The organism is Streptomyces colonosanans, assembly GCF_001866645.1.
Lineage (GTDB): Bacteria > Actinomycetota > Actinomycetes > Streptomycetales > Streptomycetaceae > Streptomyces > Streptomyces colonosanans.
Genome location: NZ_MLYP01000046.1, coordinates 24361 through 41789 on the forward strand (window position 1 = coordinate 24361; position 17429 = coordinate 41789).

The following is a 17429-nucleotide window of genomic DNA, read 5'->3' on the forward strand; positions in this document are numbered from 1 at the left end:
GCCCCTGGCCTTCGGGGCGACGGTCCTCGGCCGGCTCGAGCGGCGCACACCGGCCGAACGGCAGCGGGCGCCCGGCGATGTGCCGGGCGCCCGCTGCCGTGCAGGGCAGTACGACTACGCCGCGGCCGCGTCCGCCGCCTGTGCCTTCAGCGCCCGCTCGACGCCCGAGCGCGACTCCGAGACCAGTCGCCGCAGCGCCGGGGGCGGCTCGGCGGCGGCCAGCCACGCGTCGGTCTTCGCCAGCGTCGCCTCGAAGACCTGGACCGACGGATACAGGCCGGTCACGATCTGCTGGGCGATCTCATGGGAGCGGGAGTCCCAGATGTCCTTGACCACCTCGAAGTACCGGTCCGTGTACGGAGTGAGCAGCTCACGCTGGTCGGTCTGGACGAAGCCGGCGATCACCGCCTCCTGCACGGCGTTCGGCAGCTTGTCGGACTCGATGACCGACGCCCAGGCCTCGGCCTTGGCCTCCGCGGTCGGGCGGGCGGCGCGGGCGGTGGCCGCATGCCGCTCACCGGCCGCCGTCTTGTCCCGCTCCAGCTCGCCCGCGATCTCCGTCTCGTCGAAACGGCCCACCGCCGCGAGCCGCTCCACGAACGCCCAGCGCAGCTCGGTGTCGACGACCAGCCCCTCGATGGTCTGCGAACCGTCCAGCAGCCCCTCCAGGAGGTCCAGCTGCTCCGGCGTACGCGCGGTCGCGGCGAAGGCACGCGCCCACGCCAGCTGGTGGTCGCCGCCCGGCTCGGCGGCGCGCAGATGGGCGAGGGTCGCGTCCGTCCACCGGGTCAGCAGCGCCTCGCGGGTGGCCGGGGCGGCGTACTGGTCGACGGCCAGCTTCACCTGGCGGTGCAGCGACTGCACGACACCGATGTCCGACTCCTTGCCGATGCCGGACAGGACGAGGGAGAGGTAGTCGCGGGTCGCCAGCTCCGCGTCACGGGTCATGTCCCAGGCCGAGGCCCAGCACAGGGCACGCGGCAGCGACGACTCGAAGTCGCCCAGGTGCTCGGTGACGAAGGCGAGGGACTTCTCGTCCAGGCGGACCTTCGCGTACGACAGGTCGTCGTCGTTGAGCAGGATCACGTCCGGGCGGCTCCGGCCGACCAGCTGCGGCACGGCGGTCAGCTCGCCGTCGACGTCCAGCTCGATCCGGCCGTCCTTCTCGCGCACCAGCCGGCCGTCGCCCGAACCGTCCACGCTGTACAGGCCGATGGCGATGCGGTGGGGACGCAGGGTCGGCTCGCCCTTCGCGCCGGCCGGGAGTGCCGGGGCCTCCTGGCGGATGGCGAAGGAGGTGATGACGCCGCTGTCGTCCGTCTCGATCTCCGGGTGGAGGGTGTTGATGCCCGCCGTCTCCAGCCACTTCTTCGACCACGTCTTCAGGTCGCGGCCGGAAGTCTTCTCCAGGGCGCCCAGCAGGTCGGACAGACGGGAGTTGGCGTACGCGTGCTGCTTGAAGTACGCCTGGACACCCGCGAAGAACTCGTCCATGCCGACGTAGGCGACGAGCTGCTTGAGGACCGAGGCGCCCTTGGCGTACGTGATGCCGTCGAAGTTGACGAGGACGTCGTCGAGGTCGTTGATCTCGGCCATGATCGGGTGGGTCGACGGCAGCTGGTCCTGCCGGTACGCCCACGTCTTCATGGAGTTGGCGAAGGTCGTCCAGGAGTGCGGCCACCGGCTCTCGGGGTGGTACGCCTGGCAGGCGATGGAGGTGTAGGTGGCGAACGACTCGTTCAGCCACAGGTCGTTCCACCACTCCATGGTCACCAGGTCGCCGAACCACATGTGGGCCAGCTCGTGCAGGATCGTCTCGGCACGCAGCTCGTACGCGGCGTCGGTGACCTTGGACCGGAAGACGTACTGGTCGCGAATGGTGACCGCGCCCGCGTTCTCCATCGCGCCCGCGTTGAACTCCGGTACGAAGAGCTGGTCGTACTTCTTGAACGGGTACGCGTAGTCGAACTTCTCCTGGAACCAGTCGAAGCCCTGCCGGGTCACCTCGAAGATGGCGTCGGCGTCCAGGAACTCGGCCAGGGAGGGCCGGCAGTAGATGCCGAGCGGGACGTTCTGCCCGTCCTTCTCGTACACGCTGTGCACGGACTGGTACGGGCCCACGATCAGAGCCGTGATGTACGTCGAGATCCGCGGGGTCGGCTCGAAGACCCAGACGTCGTCCTTGGGCTCGGGGGTGGGCGAGTTGGAGACGACGCTCCAGCCGGTGGGCGCCTTCACGGTGAACTGGAAGGTGGCCTTGAGGTCCGGCTGCTCGAACGACGCGAACACCCGTCGCGCGTCGGGCACCTCGAACTGGGTGTAGAGGTACGCCTGCTGGTCGACGGGGTCGACGAAGCGGTGCAGGCCCTCACCGGTGTTGGTGTACGCGCAGTCGGCGACCACGCGGAGCACGTTGCGCCCCTCGAGGAGCCCGGGCAGCGCGATCCGCGAGTCCTTGAAGACCTCGGCGGGGTCCAGCGGGTCGCCGTTGAGGGTGACCTCGTGGACGGCCGGGGCCACCAGGTCGATGAAGGACTCCGCGCCGTTCTCCGCGGAGTCGAAGCGCACCGTGGTCGCGGACCGGTAGGTACCGCCCTCCTGCGCGCCGGAGAGGTCGAGATCGATCTCGTACGAGTCAATGGTGAGCAGCTTCGCCCGCTGCTGCGCCTCTTCGCGAGTCAGGTTTGTGCCAGGCACGCGGTCATCTCCTCGGTATGTGTGGGTTGCGCCATCCTTGCACGTCGTCACCACATTGGGCGATGAACGGGGCCTGATGCACCGTCCGCCGGCACGGCACCGCGCGCAGGTGAGGCCCCGCCCCGGACCTTCGCTTCGGCCTGGACGGACTTGCCTGCGGACACCGCACGGACCGGATCCGGAACGCGACGTCCGGAATCCGCCGGAGAACCGCGCGGGCGGGCGAGAGCCTGGGGCCATGACGACGTACACGGCACGCCCCATCGAACCGGCAGTCCTGAAGGAGCTTCGCACCACCGATGACGCCGGCCGCCCCATGAATCCCTTCACGGACCGGGAGGGCGGCGCGCCCCTGCGCTGCTGCCTGCGCCGCAGTGCGCCCGGCGAGCGGATCGCCTTGGTCTCCTACGCGCCCCTGCGGCGTTGGGCGGCACGGACGGGCGCCGCCTTGGGCGCGTACGACGAGCAGGGGCCGGTCTTCCTTCACGCTGACGAGTGCGAGGGCCCCGACCTGCGCGGACATCCGTTCTCGAACGCCCACCGCACCGTCCGCCGCTACTCCCGGGAGGGCCACATCCTCGGTGGCCGTCTGGTCGAGGAAGACTTCGAGGCGGCCTTCGCGGAGGCGTTCGCCGACCCGGCCGTGACGCTCGTCCACGTCCGGGCTGTGGAATACGGGTGCTTCCTGTACGAGGTCCGCAGGGACCGATGAGGAACCGGACACGCCGAAGGGGCGCGCACCGCTGCCGGTGCGCGCCCCTTCGGCGTATGACGGTTCCTACTCGCTCAGCTCCGCCGCCACCAGTTCCGCGATCTGCACCGCGTTCAGGGCCGCGCCCTTGCGCAGGTTGTCGCTGGAGACGAACAGGGCGAGGCCGTGCTCCACCGTCTCGTCCGAGCGGATGCGGCCCACGTACGACGCGTCCTGACCGGCCGCCTGGAGCGGGGTCGGGATGTCGGAGAGGACCACACCCGGGGCGCCGGCCAGCAGTTCCGTCGCGCGCTCCACCGACAGCGGACGCGTGAAGCGGGCGTTGACCTGGAGGGAGTGGCCGGAGAAGACCGGGACGCGGACGCAGGTGCCGGAGACCTTCAGCCCCGGGATCTCCAGGATCTTGCGGGACTCGTTGCGGAGCTTCTGCTCCTCGTCGGTCTCGTGCAGGCCGTCGTCGACGAGGTTGCCCGCGAAGGGGAGGACGTTGAAGGCGATCGGGCGCTTGTAGACCGCCGGGTCGGGGAAGTCGACCGCCTCGCCGTCGTGGGTCAGCTTGTCGGCGTCGGCGATCACCTTCTGGGCCTGGCCGTGCAGTTCCGCCACGCCCGCGAGGCCCGAGCCGGACACCGCCTGGTAGGTGGCGACCACCAGCGCCTCGAGGCCCGCCTCCTCGTGCAGCGGCTTCAGCACCGGCATGGCGGCCATCGTCGTGCAGTTCGGGTTGGCGATGATGCCCTTCGGCCGGTTCACGATCGCGTGCGGGTTCACCTCGGAGACGACCAGCGGTACGTCCGGGTCCCGGCGCCAGGCGGAGGAGTTGTCGATCACCACGGCGCCCTGCGAGGCGACCTTCTCGGCCAGCGCCTTCGAGGTCGCGCCGCCCGCGGAGAACAGCACGATGTCCAGGCCCGTGTAGTCGGCCGTCGCCGCGTCCTCCACCGTCACGCCGTCCAGGACCGTCCCCGCCGAACGGGCGGACGCGAACAGGCGCAGCTGGGTGACCGGGAAGTTCCGTTCCGTGAGGATCCCGCGCATGACCGTGCCGACCTGACCGGTGGCTCCGACGATTCCGACCCTCACGGCGACTCCCTCTGTCTGTGCTGTACGTACCTTTTGCTCGGCCGAGGCTTCTCCATCATGCGGCCGACCCCGGCACACCTGTCCAATTCTCTGCATGGTGTGCCCAAGGAGTGGGACGTGACCGTCCGGCCGCCGGTTGCAGATGTCCGGCGTCCACCCTCTCTGAGCTGGGGGAATCCGGCTGCCGGGCACCCCGGACCGCAAGCCGTGCCGCCCCGCGCCTGCCCGGCGCACACCACGGTGTGACGTACGCCTCTTTCGCATGCCCGTGGAAGTCGGCCGAACGTTTCGGGCCGCTGTGGCGTCGTAGGGGGACGCGGAGAAGGGGAGGGTGCTGTGCTGCGCAGAATGGCCCGCCGCGGGCCGGGGGCGGACCACACGGTGGACGACCCCCTGGACGCGGCCCAGGAACGGAGGGTGCGGGCGGTGCTCGCGCTCGGCGGGGTGCCGCAGGCGGACCTGCCGGACGGGGTACAGCAGGTCCGCCTGCGGCTGCTGGAGCGGGCCGCGAGCGGACGCGAGGCGCCGCGGGACGTCTCGGCGTGGGCGGCGGTCGTCGCCTCCAACCTGGCGATGGACTGGCACCGGGCCAAGCGCCGCCAGGAGCGGCTCGGCGAGCGCCTTGCCGTGCTCCGGCCGGTCGAGCACTCCTCGGGTGAGGACTCCCGGTTGCTCTCCCTCGCCGTCGCCCAGGGCCTGGACGAGCTGCCCGACGCCCAGCGCCAGGTTCTCGTCCTGCGCTTCTACGCCGATCTGCCGGTCCGGGGGATCGCGCAGGAACTCGGCATCCCCGAGGGCACGGTCAAGAGCAGGCTCCACTCGGCGGTCCGCGCGCTGCGCGACCGTCTGCACGAGAACGAGGTGGTGTGACGTGGCCGCCGAGTACGACGGCGCCGACGCGCTGATGGCCGCGATCACCGGCGAGCCGCTGCCGGACGGGGCACACGCCGACGCCGCCTTCATGGCCGAGCACCGGTCGGCACGGGACGATGTGGCGCTGCTGCGCGAGCAGTTGGGGATCATCGGGGACGCTCTGGCCGAACAGGAACCCGGGCCGCGGGCCGAGCCGGTCCGGGTGCCCCGGCCGCGACGGACGTGGATGCGCCACCCCGGCGCATGGTCTCTCGGCGTCCTCGTCGCGGCCGCCGTGACGGCCACGGTCCTGGGGATGGGATGGCTGGTCGCGCAGAACCCCGTCACCGGTTCGGCGGACGCGTCCAGCAAGCGCGCGGCGGCATCCGACCGCGCGTCCGGCTACCTGGCCTGCGCCCGGCTCGTCGTGGAGGGGCGGGTGACCGACGTCAGGGGCGTGCCGGGCAGCACCCGGGAGCGGATCACGCTGGCCGTCGACCGCCACTACGTACCCGCCACCGGCGAGGGCGAGGTCACCTTCCTCATGGACCGGGACACCGATCCCCGGCCGCACAAGGGCGAACACGTCCTCGTCGGCATCCTGGGCGGCTCCAAGGTGCCGGACCTGTGGGTGACGGGAGAGGAGGACATCGCGGGCGAACGCGCCTGGATCCTCCAGGGCCTGCCGCCGTCGGGTACGGCCAGGTGCGGGACGTGAGGCGCACGCCATGCAAAGGGGCGGGCGCCCGCCGTACGGACGCCCGCCCCATCGTCGTGCCGGCTCCGCTACGGGATGACCTGGCCGATCTTCACGCTGCCGAGGCCCGCGACGGTGCCCCGGGCGTTCAGCACCTGAAGCTCACCGAAGAACTCGCGGCCGTCGGGGGCCGGTTCGTTCGCGACGACGTCGGCGGAGATCTGTGCCGTGCCGTCCGGGGTGAGCGGGTACACCTTCGCCTCGTCGACCTTGACCGAACCGAGCGACGCCGAGTAGTACACGTCCCGGTAGTCGTAGTCCGTGGTGCCGGCCGGAACCGAGTAGGCGTCGATCTCGATGGTGTACGTGCCCGCGGCGGGCTTGGCGATGGAGACGGACTCCTCCGAGCCGCCCTTCGCCGAGTAGGCGACCCGCTGACCGGCGGCGTTGTACACGTACAGGTCCAGGTCGGCTCCCGCGTCGGAGACGTTGCCGATGGCGACGTCCAGGCGCTCGGCCCCGGCGGGTACGACGACCGTCCTGGTGTGGGTGTCACCGTCGGCGATGGTCGGGCGCTCCGACTTCGACGAGCCCAGCGAGCCGCCCTTCAGCTTGGCGTCCAGGCCGGCGAACTTGTTCGTCAGCGTCCAGGCCACGGGGACCGGCGTACCGGCCTTCGCCTCCGGGACCGTCTGCACCGCGGGGCTGAAGTCCAGCCCGTACACCGCCGCGTTCAGCGTGAACGGGTTGTCGAAAAGCGGCGAGGTACGACGCGCCTCGACCTCGATCTCCCAGACTCCCGGCATCGGGCTGGCGTACGAACGCACGTCCGGACGGCAGGTGTTGGCCGGGTTCTCGTAGTTCGGGTAGCAGTTCGGGGTCGAGGTGGTGTCCACCGGGACACCGTAGGGGTGGATCGTGATGAAGCGGGTCTGGCTCTTGTCCTTGAGACCGCTCATCGAGACCTCGAGGGTCTTCGCACCCTCCGGGACCGTCACGAAGTACGACTGGGTGCTGTTGCGCTGCGCGACACCCGACACCGAGTAGGTCGACGACGGCTTGGCGATGTCCGTGGAGACCACGACGGTCAGCATGATCTGCCGGTCCACGCCCTCGGTGCCTCGGTCGTCGACCTCGAGGATCGCGCTGTGCACACCGATGGCGCCGGGACGCGCCTGGATCTGGACCGTCACCGGCTTGTTCAGCGGCATCGAGACCTCGGGCGAGCCGAGGATCTTGAAGGTGCCGTCGTCGTTCTTCAGGCTCAGGTGGTGCTGGACCGGACCGGCCGGACCCGTCGTGCGGGTGACCTGGACGTCGTAGGTCTTCGTCTGGCCCGTCTTCAGACCGCCCTCGCGGTCGTACAGACCGGTGCCGAAGCCGGGCGTCTTCAGTGCCCAGGACAGCGAGGTGCTGACCGGGGCCTTGACCGCGTACTGGTGCGCCGAAGCACCCTTCTCGATCGACTTCCAGGCCTTCACGATGTCGATCAGGCCCGCGCCCTCGCTGTGCGGCTGCTCGTCCTCGATGTGCCGCGCGGTCGAGGTCAGGGCGGTGCGCAGGTTCGCCGGAGTGAGGTCGATGCCCTGCTGCTTCGCCGCCGACAGCAGCAGCGCGGACGCGCCGGCCGCCTGCGGGGACGCCATCGAGGTGCCCTGGAGCATCGAGTAGCCGGCCGGGAGCGAGTAGCCGGCCTCGGCGACCGGGCCGCCGGGCAGCCAGGTCTGCGTGGTGTTGATGGCCGCGCCGGGCGCCGAGATGGTCGGCGTGAAGCCGCCGTCCTCACGCGGACCGCGCGAGGAGAACGGCATCATGGCGTACGACTTGGCCACGCCGGAACCGTAGTTGGCCGCCCAGGTCTCCTTGGAGATGGCCGCGCCGACCGAGATGACCTTGTCGGCGAGGCCGGGGTCACCGATGGTGTCGAGGCCGGGGCCGCTGTTGCCCGCCGAGATGACGAGCTGCACGCCGTAGGTGTCGATGAGCCGCGTGTACAGCTCCGCGCGGGCGTTGTTGCCGTCGTTGAGCGCCGGCAGGCCGCCGATGGACATGTTGACGATGTCGACGCCGCGGTTGGCGACGAGGTCGATCATGCCCTCGGTGAGCGCGATGTTGGTGCAGCCGCCGTTCCAGTTGCAGGCCCTGGAGGAGACGATCTTCGCGCCCGGGGCGGCGCCGTTCATCTTCCCGCCGAACAGGCTGTTCGCCGCGGTGATACCCGCGACGTGGGTGCCGTGCTCGGACTCGATGACGCCGATGTTGACGAAGTCGGCCTTCTTGCCGACCCAGGACCCGCCCTTGGGGTCCATCGGCACGTTCTTGCGGATCTCCACGACGAACGGGATGCGCAGGGCGGCGCCCGTCTTCGGGTCGGTCTTGTCCTCGCCGAAGTAGCCGACCTGGTGGCCGTCCTTGTACGGCTTCATCGGGACGTCGTCCGTGAAGTCGCCGTTGTTGTTCAGGTCGACGCGGACGGTGCCGCTCGCCGGGTCGTAGAGGACGCCCCACACGCTGGTGGTCTTGCCGTCGCGGTCCAGGTCTCCGTTGGCGTCGCCGCCCTTGGTCGCGGACTCGCTGAAGGTGTTGAACAGGAAGTCGCCCGCCGGCGCCTTCCAGGTCGTGCCGCCCGCGGTGAACTCGGGGCCTGTGACGCCGGTGGTCATCTGCCGCCAGGTGCCGTCGCCGTCCACGATCGGGTCGGTGGCGGTCACCCAGTCGACGATCTTCCGCTCGCCGGTGGTGGTCTTCTGCAGGGCCGGGTGGCCGAGGTCCACGCCGGAGTCGAGGATGCCGATGGTGATGCCCCGACCGTCCGCCTTCGGGTTCTGCTTCACGAAATCGACGGCGCCCGTCTCGAAGGACGGGTTGTACGGGTTCTCGGCGGGGGTGTTCTTGCCCGGGGCGGGGTAAGTGACCGCGCTGCCCTCGCCGGAGGCGCCCTTCGCGGTGTCCGCGGCCGGGGACGGGTCGTCGAGCGGGATCTCCTGCCGCAGGTCGATGGCGTGCACGGAGGACAGCTTCGAGGCGGCGGCGATGGCCGAGTCGGCCTTGCCGGTCGGCACGGTGGCGCGGACGTAGCCGAGCTTGTCGTAGGTGCGGCCCACGGAGCCGCCCTTGATCGCGTCCAGCTCCTGGGCGACCTGACCGGTCTGACCGGGCGCGGTCGCGATCATCATCGTGACGTTCTTGTCGCCATGGGCCTTGGCCTTGGCGAGCAGCTCCGCGTCGACCGAACCGAGCTTGTGTTCCGCCGACTTGGGGGTGTCGACGGGCTGGTGGTCGGCGGCGAAGGCCAGGGGTATCGGCCCGGCCGCGGAGAGTGCGGCGACGAGACCCGCGGCCACGGCTATCCGGGCCACGCGTCTCGCGCCCGTTATCGGGGCGCGGGGAGAGTCGGTCGTCATCAGCATCCCTTGTAGGTAAAGGAACGAGGGCGGCACGGCCGGAAGCCCGCAGGGGATCGCTCCTGGCCGCAGCCGTCCGGAATTTGGTTCCGGGTGACCGCTCAGCCTTACCGATCAACAGATGTTTGTGGAGAGTTGACCGAGGCGGGATGAACGCATGGCGTAATCCCGCCATGCGTCATCGAAGACGTAGTGGGGCGGCCTGGGACAATCCTGTGAGCGTGCCGACCGTCCGAGCCGTCGAGAAATGAGGATCCGCAACCGACGGCCGCTCCTCTTCGTCACCGGGGCAGCACCATGACGTGTGCGGCCGGTGCCCGGTCCGGCGCCGTCCTCAACGCCGTGCGGACCACCGATGCCAGCTGCTCGGGCGCCTGACGCAGCTTCATCGGAGTGATGTGGACGACGGCGATGCCGAGCCGCTCCAGGGTTTCGCGCTTACGGGCGTACTGCGACCCCAGGGCGTCGTCGTCCTGCCGAAGGCCGTGGTGCGGGGCAAGGGTGTCGAGTTCCAGGGCCACCGCGTGCTCGGGCCAGTACGCGTCCAGACCGCCGAGGTGAGGGCCGCCGGGAAGCCTCAGGTCCACGTTCCAGACCGGTTCGGGGAGGCCGTACTCGCGCACCAGCCGGTACAGACGGCCCTCCGCGATCGCCCGGCGCTCGGCACGGAGCGAGTCCACCGCCTCCACCACGTGCGGCCGGCTCAGTAATTTCGCCTGGTTCAACTCGCGTACGACCTCGGCCGGTTTGCAGTGGCGGCCGCGTACCGCCTCCGTCATCAGGCGGTACACCGCGCCCGGGTCCGCGAGTTCGGCCACCGCGTCGGCCAGGGCGCGCGGGACAGGGGCGACCGGCAGGCCGGCCACCAGCCGCGGGGCGGGCAGCGACGGCGTACGGATCACCCGCGCGCAGCCGGTGCTGCGCAGCCGACGGGCCCGCGGCACCAGGACGTCGATCTTCTCCACCGACGGCAGCGGAGGCGCCGAGGTGAAGCCGTACAGCGTCAGCGCGGCCAGGCCCGTGATCATCGCGTCCGTGTAGTGCAGCGGGGCGTGCGGGCCGCCCATGCGCGGCTGTGAAGGGACCATGGGCGTCGGGTCGTCGTGCGACGAGCGTGCCGCGTACAGCAGTACCGCGTGCAGGCGTTCGCCGGCGGTCGGCGGCCCCGGGTGCAGCAGATACACACCCGGCAGCAACTGCTGCCAGGGTCCGCCGGGCCGGCACCGCTCGTTCGTCTCGGCGGCCGAGACGCCGTGGGCGCGCAGCTGGGCCGCGGTCAGTGCCCGGCGCTGCACTTCGGCCAGGTAGTGGAGCGGGCGGGGCGAGAGCGGGGTGTTGTGGGTCATGACCCCGAGGTTCCCGTGCCCGGCCCGTCTGCTTACCGTGTGTTACACGCCTGTCGACACATACGGACAAGTCGGCACTGAGGTACGCGCGTTCGACTACCGAAAGAGGCTGGTCCGGGCGGGGGAGGGAACGGGTTACGGGTTCGGATACTCGTATTTCGTAACCGTCGTCCCGCAGGGCCCGTCAACCACCGTCCCCCGCCCGGCTTCGGCGTCTCGCTTCTAGACAGCCGCCTGTGCGTCGCGCGCCTGGCCGCGCAGGGTGCGTGCCAGGTCGTCGCGTGCCTCCAGTACCAGCCTGCGCAGTGCCGGCGGCGCGTCCTCGTGCGCGGCGAGCCACGCGTCCGTCGCGTCCAGCGTCTCCTGCGAGTCCCGCAGCGACGGGAACAGGCCTTTCACCACGTCCATCCCGATCTGGATGGACCGCTCGGCCCACACGCGTTCGATCGCCGCGAAGTACTTCTCCGTGTACGGCGCGAGCAACTCCCGCTGTGACGGCTGCACGAAGCCCGCGATGGTCGCCTCCACGAGCGCGTTCGACAGGGTGTCCGACTCGACGACCTGCGCCCATGCCTCCGCCTTGACCGCGGCCGACGGGCGCGCGGCCAGGCAGCGGACCTGGTGGCGCTTGCCGGAGGCGGTGTCGTCGCGGGCCAGTTCCGCCGCGAGCACCGACTCGTCCGCCGTCCCGTGCGCGGCCAGCGGCTCCAGGAACGCCCAGCGCAGCTCCTGGTCCACGTCCAGGCCGTCGATCTTCGCCGTGCCCTCCAGCAGACCCCGCAACAGCTGCAGATCGGCCTCGCTCGACGCCACCGCTGCGAAGAACCGCGCCCACGTCAGCTGGTGCTGGCTGCCCGGCTCCGCCTGCCGCAGCTCGCGCAGCGCGCCCTGAGCGAGCAACTGCTCGCCGGCCGCGCGCCATTCGGGCGCCGCGTAGTTGGTCAGTGCCGAGTTCGTCCAGGTGTGCAGCTGCTGGAGCACACCGATGTCGCTCTCGCGGCCGGAGAACCGCAGCACCAGATCGATGAAGTCCCGTGCCGGCAGCAGCGCGTCCCGGGTCAGGTTCCACAGCGCCGACCAGCACAGCGCCCGCGCGAGGGGGTCGGTGAGGACGCCGAGGTGGCCCTTCAGGGTCGCGAGCGAGGCGTCGTCGAAACGGATCTTGCAGTACGTGAGGTCGTCGTCGTTGACCAGGACCAGCTCTGGGGCCTCGGCGCCCACGAGTTCACCGATCACCGTGCGCGGACCGGCGACGTCCACCTCGGCACGCGCGTACCGGACGAGCGCGCCCGCCTCGTTGCGGTACAGGCCCACCGCCACCCGGTGCGGCCGCAGTTCGGGATGCGACGCGGCGGCCTCCTGGAGCACGGACAGCTCCGCGATCCGGCCGTCCTCGCCCAGCACCACTTGCGGCGTGAGGGAGTTGACGCCCGCCGTCTGCAGCCAGGACCGCGCCCAGGCCGCCATGTCCCGGCCGCTCGTCTCCTCGAGGACCGACAGCAGGTCACCGAGGCGCGTGTTGCCGTACGCGTTCCGCTTGAAGTAGCGGCGTGCGCCCTCCAGGAACGCCTCCCGGCCCACGTACGCCACCAACTGCTTGAGCACGGACGCGCCCTTGGCGTAGGTGATGCCGTCGAAGTTGAGTTTCGCGTCCTCCAGGTCGCGGATGTCCGCCGTGACGGGGTGCGTGGAGGGCAGCTGGTCGGCGCGGTACGCCCACGCCTTGCGGTTGTTGGCGAAGGTGATCCAGCCGTCGGTGAAGCGGGTCGCCTCCACCATCGAGAAGGAGCCCATGAAGTCCGCGAAGGACTCCTTCAGCCACAGGTCGTCCCACCACACCATGGTCACCAGGTCGCCGAACCACATGTGCGCCATCTCGTGCAGGATCACATTGGCCCGGCGCTCGTACGACGCCTGCGTGACCTTGCCGCGGAAGATGTACTCCTCGCGGAAGGTGACCATGCCCGGGTTCTCCATCGCGCCGAGGTTGTACTCCGGCACGAACGCCTGGTCGTACTTCCCGAAGGGGTACGGGTAGTCGAAGTGGTCGTGGAAGAAGTCCAGGCCCTGCTTGGTGACCAGGAAGACGTCGTCCGCGTCGAAGTGCTTCGCCAGGCCCTTGCGGCACATCGCGCCGAGCGGGATCTCCAGCGCCGTACCGTCCTCGAACGTACGGGAGTAGGTGTCGGTGACGTAGTGGTACGGACCGGCGACCACGGCGGTGATGTACGTGGAGATCGGCTTGGTCTCCGCGAACCGCCACACCCCGTCGTGCTGTTCACCGACGCCGTTGCTCCACGCCGTCCAGCCCTCGGGGGCGCGGACCTCGAAGCGGAAGGGGGCCTTGAGGTCCGGCTGCTCGAAGTTCGCGAAGACACGACGGGAGTCGGCGGGCTCGTACTGCGTGTACAGGTACACCTCGCCGTCCTCGGGGTCGACGAAGCGGTGCATGCCCTCGCCGGTACGGGAGTAGGCGCACCGGGCGTCGACGACCAGCTCGTTCTCGGCGGCCAGGTCCTCCAGCTGGATGCGGGTGCCGTCGAAGACCTCGCTCGGGTCGAGGTCCTTGCCGTTGAGCGAGACCGCGGTGACGCTCGGGGCGATCAGGTCGGCGAAGCTCGCGGCGCCCGGCTCGGCGCAGCGGAAGCGGATCGTGGTGACCGAGCGGAAGGTGTGCGGCTCGGTGCCGGGGGCGTCGCCCACCGCCGAACGCAGGTCGAGCGACACGTCGTACCCGTCGACGGACAGCAGGGCGGCCCGCTCCTGGGCTTCGTCACGGGACAGGTTCTCACCGGGCACAGGCGGCACTCCCTCTGGTCGGCTGGGGTGGGGCGAACAGGACCGATCCTGCCATGTGCCCCTGACGCCTGGCACCGGGGCGCACATCAGGACGCTCCGGGGAATGGCGGGGACGGCCCCGGACGTTGTCCGGAACGCACCCGCATTCCAAGGAGAGTCATGTCCGAGACCGCGACCGCTTCCGGTAAGACCCCCGTCGACTTCTGGTTCGACCCGCTGTGCCCCTGGGCCTGGATGACCTCCCGTTGGGTCCTGGAAGTGGAGAAGGTCCGGGACATCGAGGTCCGCTGGCACATCATGAGCCTCGCGGTGCTCAACGAGGACAAGTTGGACCAGTTGCCCGAGGAGTACCGGGAGATGCTCGCCACCCAGGCATGGAAGCCGGTCCGCGTGGTGACCGCGGCGTGGCAGAAGCACGGCGCGGAGGTCCTCGGCCCGCTGTACACCGCGCTCGGCACCCGCTTCCACAACCGGGGCGAGGGTGCGACCACCGAGGCCATCGCGGAGGCGCTGGAGGACGCCGGCCTCCCGGCCGAACTGATCGACTACGCCGACCAGGAGGACTTCGAGTTCGAGGCCGAGCTGCGCGCCTCCCACAAGGAGGGCATCGACCAGGTCGGTCAGGAGGTGGGCACGCCGGTGATCGCGGTCCCGGGCGCCGACGGTGAGCAGCTCGCCTTCTTCGGCCCGGTGGTCACCCCGGCCCCCAAGGGTGAGGAGGCCGCGAAGCTGTGGGACGGCACCCTGGCGGTCGCCTCGGTCCCGGGCTTCTTCGAGATCAAGCGCACGCGCACGCAGGGGCCGGACTTCAGCAACCTGTAGGCGCCGCGCGCGGGCTGCGGCCCGTCCGGATCCGGCAGCCCGGCGTGTTGTCCTCAGTCCGGCACGGGTACCCGTATGGGCCGGGCGAACGGCTTCTTGTTCATGCCCGTACGGAGGTTCCGGCACTGTTTCTTCGTCTCGGTGTTCAGTTCGGCCTCACACATCCAGAACTCGCGCACACTCGCGCGGCCCAGCCGCTCCTTGAGCCAGGCCTCCTCGGCGCGGGTCAGCGGGCGGTGCGGCTGATCGGCGTCGCAGGTGAAGCAGTACATCGGCATACCGCCACCATCACCCGGAGCCTCCGATACCGGAAGACCCCCGCGAGCCATGCCCGGCGGGGGTCTCCCTGCGGGGGGTGCACGCCGACCACAAACAACCCGTGTACGAGAAGAGGGCCCTCACGTGTCTCCCGTGAGGGCCCTGCGGTGCAGGCGCGGCGCGTCAGCTCCGGGCGCGTACCCGCTGCCAGGCGTAGCCCGCGGCCGCCAGGACCAGCGTCATACCGCCGGTCGAGTACAGCTGCACGCGCGTCTCCGGCTGCCGCCACATCAGCACGAAGACCGCCGCCATGCCCGCCAGTGCGACCCAGGTCAGCACCGGGAACGCCCACATGCGGACGACCAGCTTCTCCGGTGCCTCCCGCTCCAGTTGACGGCGCAGACGCAGCTGCGAGACCGCGATGAAGATCCAGACGACGAGGATCACCGCGCCGATCATGTTCAGCAGCCACTGGAAGACGTCGTTCGGCCGCCAGTAGCTCAGGACGACACACACGAAACCGAAGAACGACGAGGCCAGGACGGCGATCCGCGGGACGCCCCCGGAGACCTGGCCCAGTGCCCCGGGGCCCTGGCCGCGCTCCACCAGCGAATACGCGATGCGTGACGCACCGTAGATATTGGCGTTCATCGCGGACAGCAGCGCGACCAGCACCACCACCTTCATCAGCTGGCCGGCGCCCGGGATGCCCAGGTGGTCGAGGGTGGCCACGTACGGGCCCTTCTCGACGATCTCCGGCGTGTTCCAGGGGACGAGCGTGACGATGACCGCCATCGAGCCGATGTAGAAGACCGCGATGCGCCACATCGCCGTCCGGACCGCGCTCGCCACGCCCTTCACCGGGTTCTCGGACTCGGCCGCGGCGATGGTGACCGTCTCCAGACCGCCGTACGCGAACAGCGAGGCCAGCAGGCCGATCACGAGGCCCTGGCTGCCGTGGGGCAGGAAGTCCCCGAGGTTCGAGGCACCAGGGGAGTCCGTGCCGGGCAGGACTCCGGCGATCGCCAGCGCGCCGAGCAGCAGGAAGAGCGTGATCGCGCCGACCTTCAGCGCCGCGAACCAGAACTCGAACTCGCCGAAGTTCTTGACGGCCGCGAGGTTCGCGACGCAGAAGACCACCATGAACAGCGCCACCCACGCCCACTCGGGCGTGCCCGGCAACCAGCCGGTGACGATCTTCGCGGCGCCGATGCCCTCCATGCCCACGGCCGTGCAGAGCAGGACCCAGAACGACCAGCCCGCGGTGAAGCCCGCCCACGGGCCGAACGCCCGCTCGGCGTGCGCCGAGAAGGAGCCCGACGACGGGTAGGCGGCCGACATCTCGCCGAGCATCCGCATCACCAGCATGACGAGCAGACCGGAGACGGTGTACGCGATCACGATGGACGGACCGGCGGCGGCGATGCCCGCGCCGGAGCCGACGAACAGGCCGGCGCCGATCACGCCACCGAGGGCGATCATCGACAGATGGCGCTGCTTGAGGCCTTGAGAGAGGGAGGCATCCGCGGTGGGAGGCGTCTCGACGGTGGTGCGGCTTGGCATGGCTGCGACCCGTTCGGTACGTGAGAAGGACCCCCACAGTCTCGGCGTCCTGTCCACTTCGAGGGGGCCGCCGACCACCATGCGGACATGCGCGGCACGGATGGTGAGAGGGCGGTCACCGGGTGGCTGCGGGCGGCGCGGCGCCGATCACGAGGAGGCAGCCCAATTGGCCGGAACCTACAGTCCCATCTTGACGCCTGGGCGCCCGAACACCCCTCCACCTCAGTGACCAGCATCACGTCGCCTCAGGTGTAGCGCGCGCCTTTTGTAAGGAGCCCACCAAGCCGTTGTTTCGCGCTTTGTCGAGCGCTGACGGTGATCGGCTCATGCGGCCTGGGATAGCGTCACCGTGTCCCGAACCGTCCCACCGCCGGAGTGAGTCCCATGAGCACTGCCACCGCCACCGCCCGCCCCGGCGAGGTCCTCGCCGATCTGCTGCCGGACTCCCGCGTCCTGGACGCCGGCCTCGTGCTCGGCGGCGCCGTGCTGACCGGGCTCGCCGCGCAGATCTCGCTGCCCATCCCCGGCACCCCGGTTCCGGTGACCGGACAGACCTTCGCGGCGCTGCTCGTGGGCACGGCCCTCGGCGCCGGCCGCGGCTTCCTGTCGCTCGCCCTGTACGCGCTCGTCGGCATGGCCGGTGTGCCGTGGTTCGCCGGTGGCGCCTCCGGTGCCGGTGGCGCCTCCTTCGGCTATGTCCTCGGCATGCTGCTCGCCTCCACCGTCGTGGGCGCCCTGGCCCGCCGCGGCGCCGACCGCTCGGTGCTGCGCACGGCCGGTGTCATGCTGCTGGGCGAGGCGATCATCTACGCGGTCGGCGTCCCGTACCTGGCCGTCGTCACCGGCATGTCCCTCACGGCGGCGATCGCGGCCGGCCTCACCCCGTTCCTGATCGGCGACGTCCTGAAGGCCGCCCTGGCGATGGGCCTGCTGCCCACCGCCTGGAAGCTCGTCAGGAAGTGACGCCGTAGTTCTGCGGAAGAGGCTCGCCGGGGCGTACGCGCCTTCACCCCGGCGGGCCTCTTTCGCGTTGCCGTACAGCCCCCGGCCCAGAACGCGAAGCCCCGCGCCCGCCCGGCCGTCCACGGCGCCACCTCTCCGACCGCCGGGACCAGCACCGCCCGCGCGGTCCCGCACCCGGCGGCCCTGTATGCGGAAGGGCCCCGCGGGCGTTGTACGCCGCGGGGCCCTTCCGT

At 70.5% G+C, this 17429-nt stretch carries 12 protein-coding genes; 5 read left to right on the forward strand and 7 right to left on the reverse strand.

Annotated elements, in window-relative coordinates:
* Positions 1-114: 114 nt before the first annotated feature.
* Positions 115-2697: an aminopeptidase N gene (gene pepN, locus BIV24_RS18200; RefSeq protein ID WP_071367398.1), complete on the reverse strand. Its 2583-nt coding sequence runs from the start codon at positions 2695-2697 to the stop codon at positions 115-117.
* A gap of 238 nt (positions 2698-2935) precedes the next feature.
* Between pepN (BIV24_RS18200) and BIV24_RS18205 the strand changes: the two genes are divergently transcribed.
* A complete protein-coding gene (locus tag BIV24_RS18205) occupies positions 2936-3409 on the forward strand; it encodes a DUF1203 domain-containing protein (protein WP_071367399.1) in 474 nt (157 codons plus the stop codon).
* Between the two features lie 66 nt (positions 3410-3475).
* Here the strand turns inward: BIV24_RS18205 and BIV24_RS18210 are convergent, their stop codons facing one another.
* Positions 3476-4492 carry an aspartate-semialdehyde dehydrogenase gene (locus BIV24_RS18210; protein ID WP_071367400.1) on the reverse strand — a complete coding sequence of 339 codons (1017 nt, stop codon included), beginning with the start codon at positions 4490-4492 and terminating at the stop codon, positions 3476-3478.
* Positions 4493-4840: 348 nt separating this feature from the next.
* Between BIV24_RS18210 and BIV24_RS18215 the strand changes: the two genes are divergently transcribed.
* Positions 4841-5362, forward strand: coding sequence for an RNA polymerase sigma factor (locus tag BIV24_RS18215; RefSeq protein WP_071367401.1), 522 nt, complete (start codon positions 4841-4843; stop codon positions 5360-5362).
* A gap of 1 nt (position 5363) precedes the next feature.
* Positions 5364-6062, forward strand: a complete 699-nt coding sequence (locus tag BIV24_RS18220) for a hypothetical protein (protein ID WP_071367402.1) — start codon at positions 5364-5366, stop codon at positions 6060-6062.
* Between the two features lie 68 nt (positions 6063-6130).
* Here the strand turns inward: BIV24_RS18220 and BIV24_RS18225 are convergent, their stop codons facing one another.
* From BIV24_RS18225 to pepN (BIV24_RS18235), 3 genes are all read right to left on the reverse strand, one after another.
* Positions 6131-9445 (reverse strand): S8 family serine peptidase, encoded by a 3315-nt coding sequence (locus BIV24_RS18225; RefSeq protein WP_071367403.1) that lies wholly within the window; start codon positions 9443-9445, stop codon positions 6131-6133.
* Positions 9446-9726: 281 nt separating this feature from the next.
* Positions 9727-10791, reverse strand: a complete 1065-nt coding sequence (locus tag BIV24_RS18230; RefSeq protein WP_071367404.1) for a hypothetical protein — start codon at positions 10789-10791, stop codon at positions 9727-9729.
* 222 nt (positions 10792-11013) lie between these two features.
* A complete protein-coding gene (pepN, locus tag BIV24_RS18235; RefSeq protein ID WP_071367405.1) occupies positions 11014-13590 on the reverse strand; it encodes an aminopeptidase N in 2577 nt (858 codons plus the stop codon).
* 159 nt (positions 13591-13749) lie between these two features.
* On the opposite strand from pepN (BIV24_RS18235), the gene BIV24_RS18240 reads away from it, so the two are divergent.
* Entirely contained in the window at positions 13750-14412 is a 663-nt protein-coding gene (locus BIV24_RS18240) for a mycothiol-dependent nitroreductase Rv2466c family protein (RefSeq protein ID WP_071367406.1), read from the forward strand.
* A gap of 53 nt (positions 14413-14465) precedes the next feature.
* Here BIV24_RS18240 and BIV24_RS18245 read toward each other — a convergent pair whose 3' ends face one another.
* On the reverse strand, positions 14466-14690 hold the full coding sequence (locus BIV24_RS18245; RefSeq protein ID WP_071367407.1) for a hypothetical protein: 225 nt from the start codon (positions 14688-14690) through the stop codon (positions 14466-14468).
* 163 nt (positions 14691-14853) lie between these two features.
* Positions 14854-16233 carry an amino acid permease gene (locus tag BIV24_RS18250; protein WP_071367437.1) on the reverse strand — a complete coding sequence of 460 codons (1380 nt, stop codon included), beginning with the start codon at positions 16231-16233 and terminating at the stop codon, positions 14854-14856.
* A gap of 384 nt (positions 16234-16617) precedes the next feature.
* Between BIV24_RS18250 and BIV24_RS18255 the strand changes: the two genes are divergently transcribed.
* On the forward strand, positions 16618-17196 hold the full coding sequence (locus BIV24_RS18255; protein ID WP_071367408.1) for a biotin transporter BioY: 579 nt from the start codon (positions 16618-16620) through the stop codon (positions 17194-17196).
* Positions 17197-17429 lie beyond the last annotated feature (233 nt).

Coding starts and splice junctions, on each gene's coding strand:
- BIV24_RS18225 (WP_071367403.1), bottom strand. CDS start 9,445: ATGACGACCGACTCTCCCCGCGCCCCGATAACGGGCGCGAGACGCGTG.
- BIV24_RS18245 (WP_071367407.1), bottom strand. CDS start 14,690: ATGCCGATGTACTGCTTCACCTGCGACGCCGATCAGCCGCACCGCCCG.
- BIV24_RS18215 (WP_071367401.1), top strand. CDS start 4,841: ATGGCCCGCCGCGGGCCGGGGGCGGACCACACGGTGGACGACCCCCTG.
- BIV24_RS18205 (WP_071367399.1), top strand. CDS start 2,936: ATGACGACGTACACGGCACGCCCCATCGAACCGGCAGTCCTGAAGGAG.
- BIV24_RS18230 (WP_071367404.1), bottom strand. CDS start 10,791: ATGACCCACAACACCCCGCTCTCGCCCCGCCCGCTCCACTACCTGGCC.
- BIV24_RS18250 (WP_071367437.1), bottom strand. CDS start 16,233: ATGCCAAGCCGCACCACCGTCGAGACGCCTCCCACCGCGGATGCCTCC.
- BIV24_RS18240 (WP_071367406.1), top strand. CDS start 13,750: ATGTCCGAGACCGCGACCGCTTCCGGTAAGACCCCCGTCGACTTCTGG.
- BIV24_RS18255 (WP_071367408.1), top strand. CDS start 16,618: ATGAGCACTGCCACCGCCACCGCCCGCCCCGGCGAGGTCCTCGCCGAT.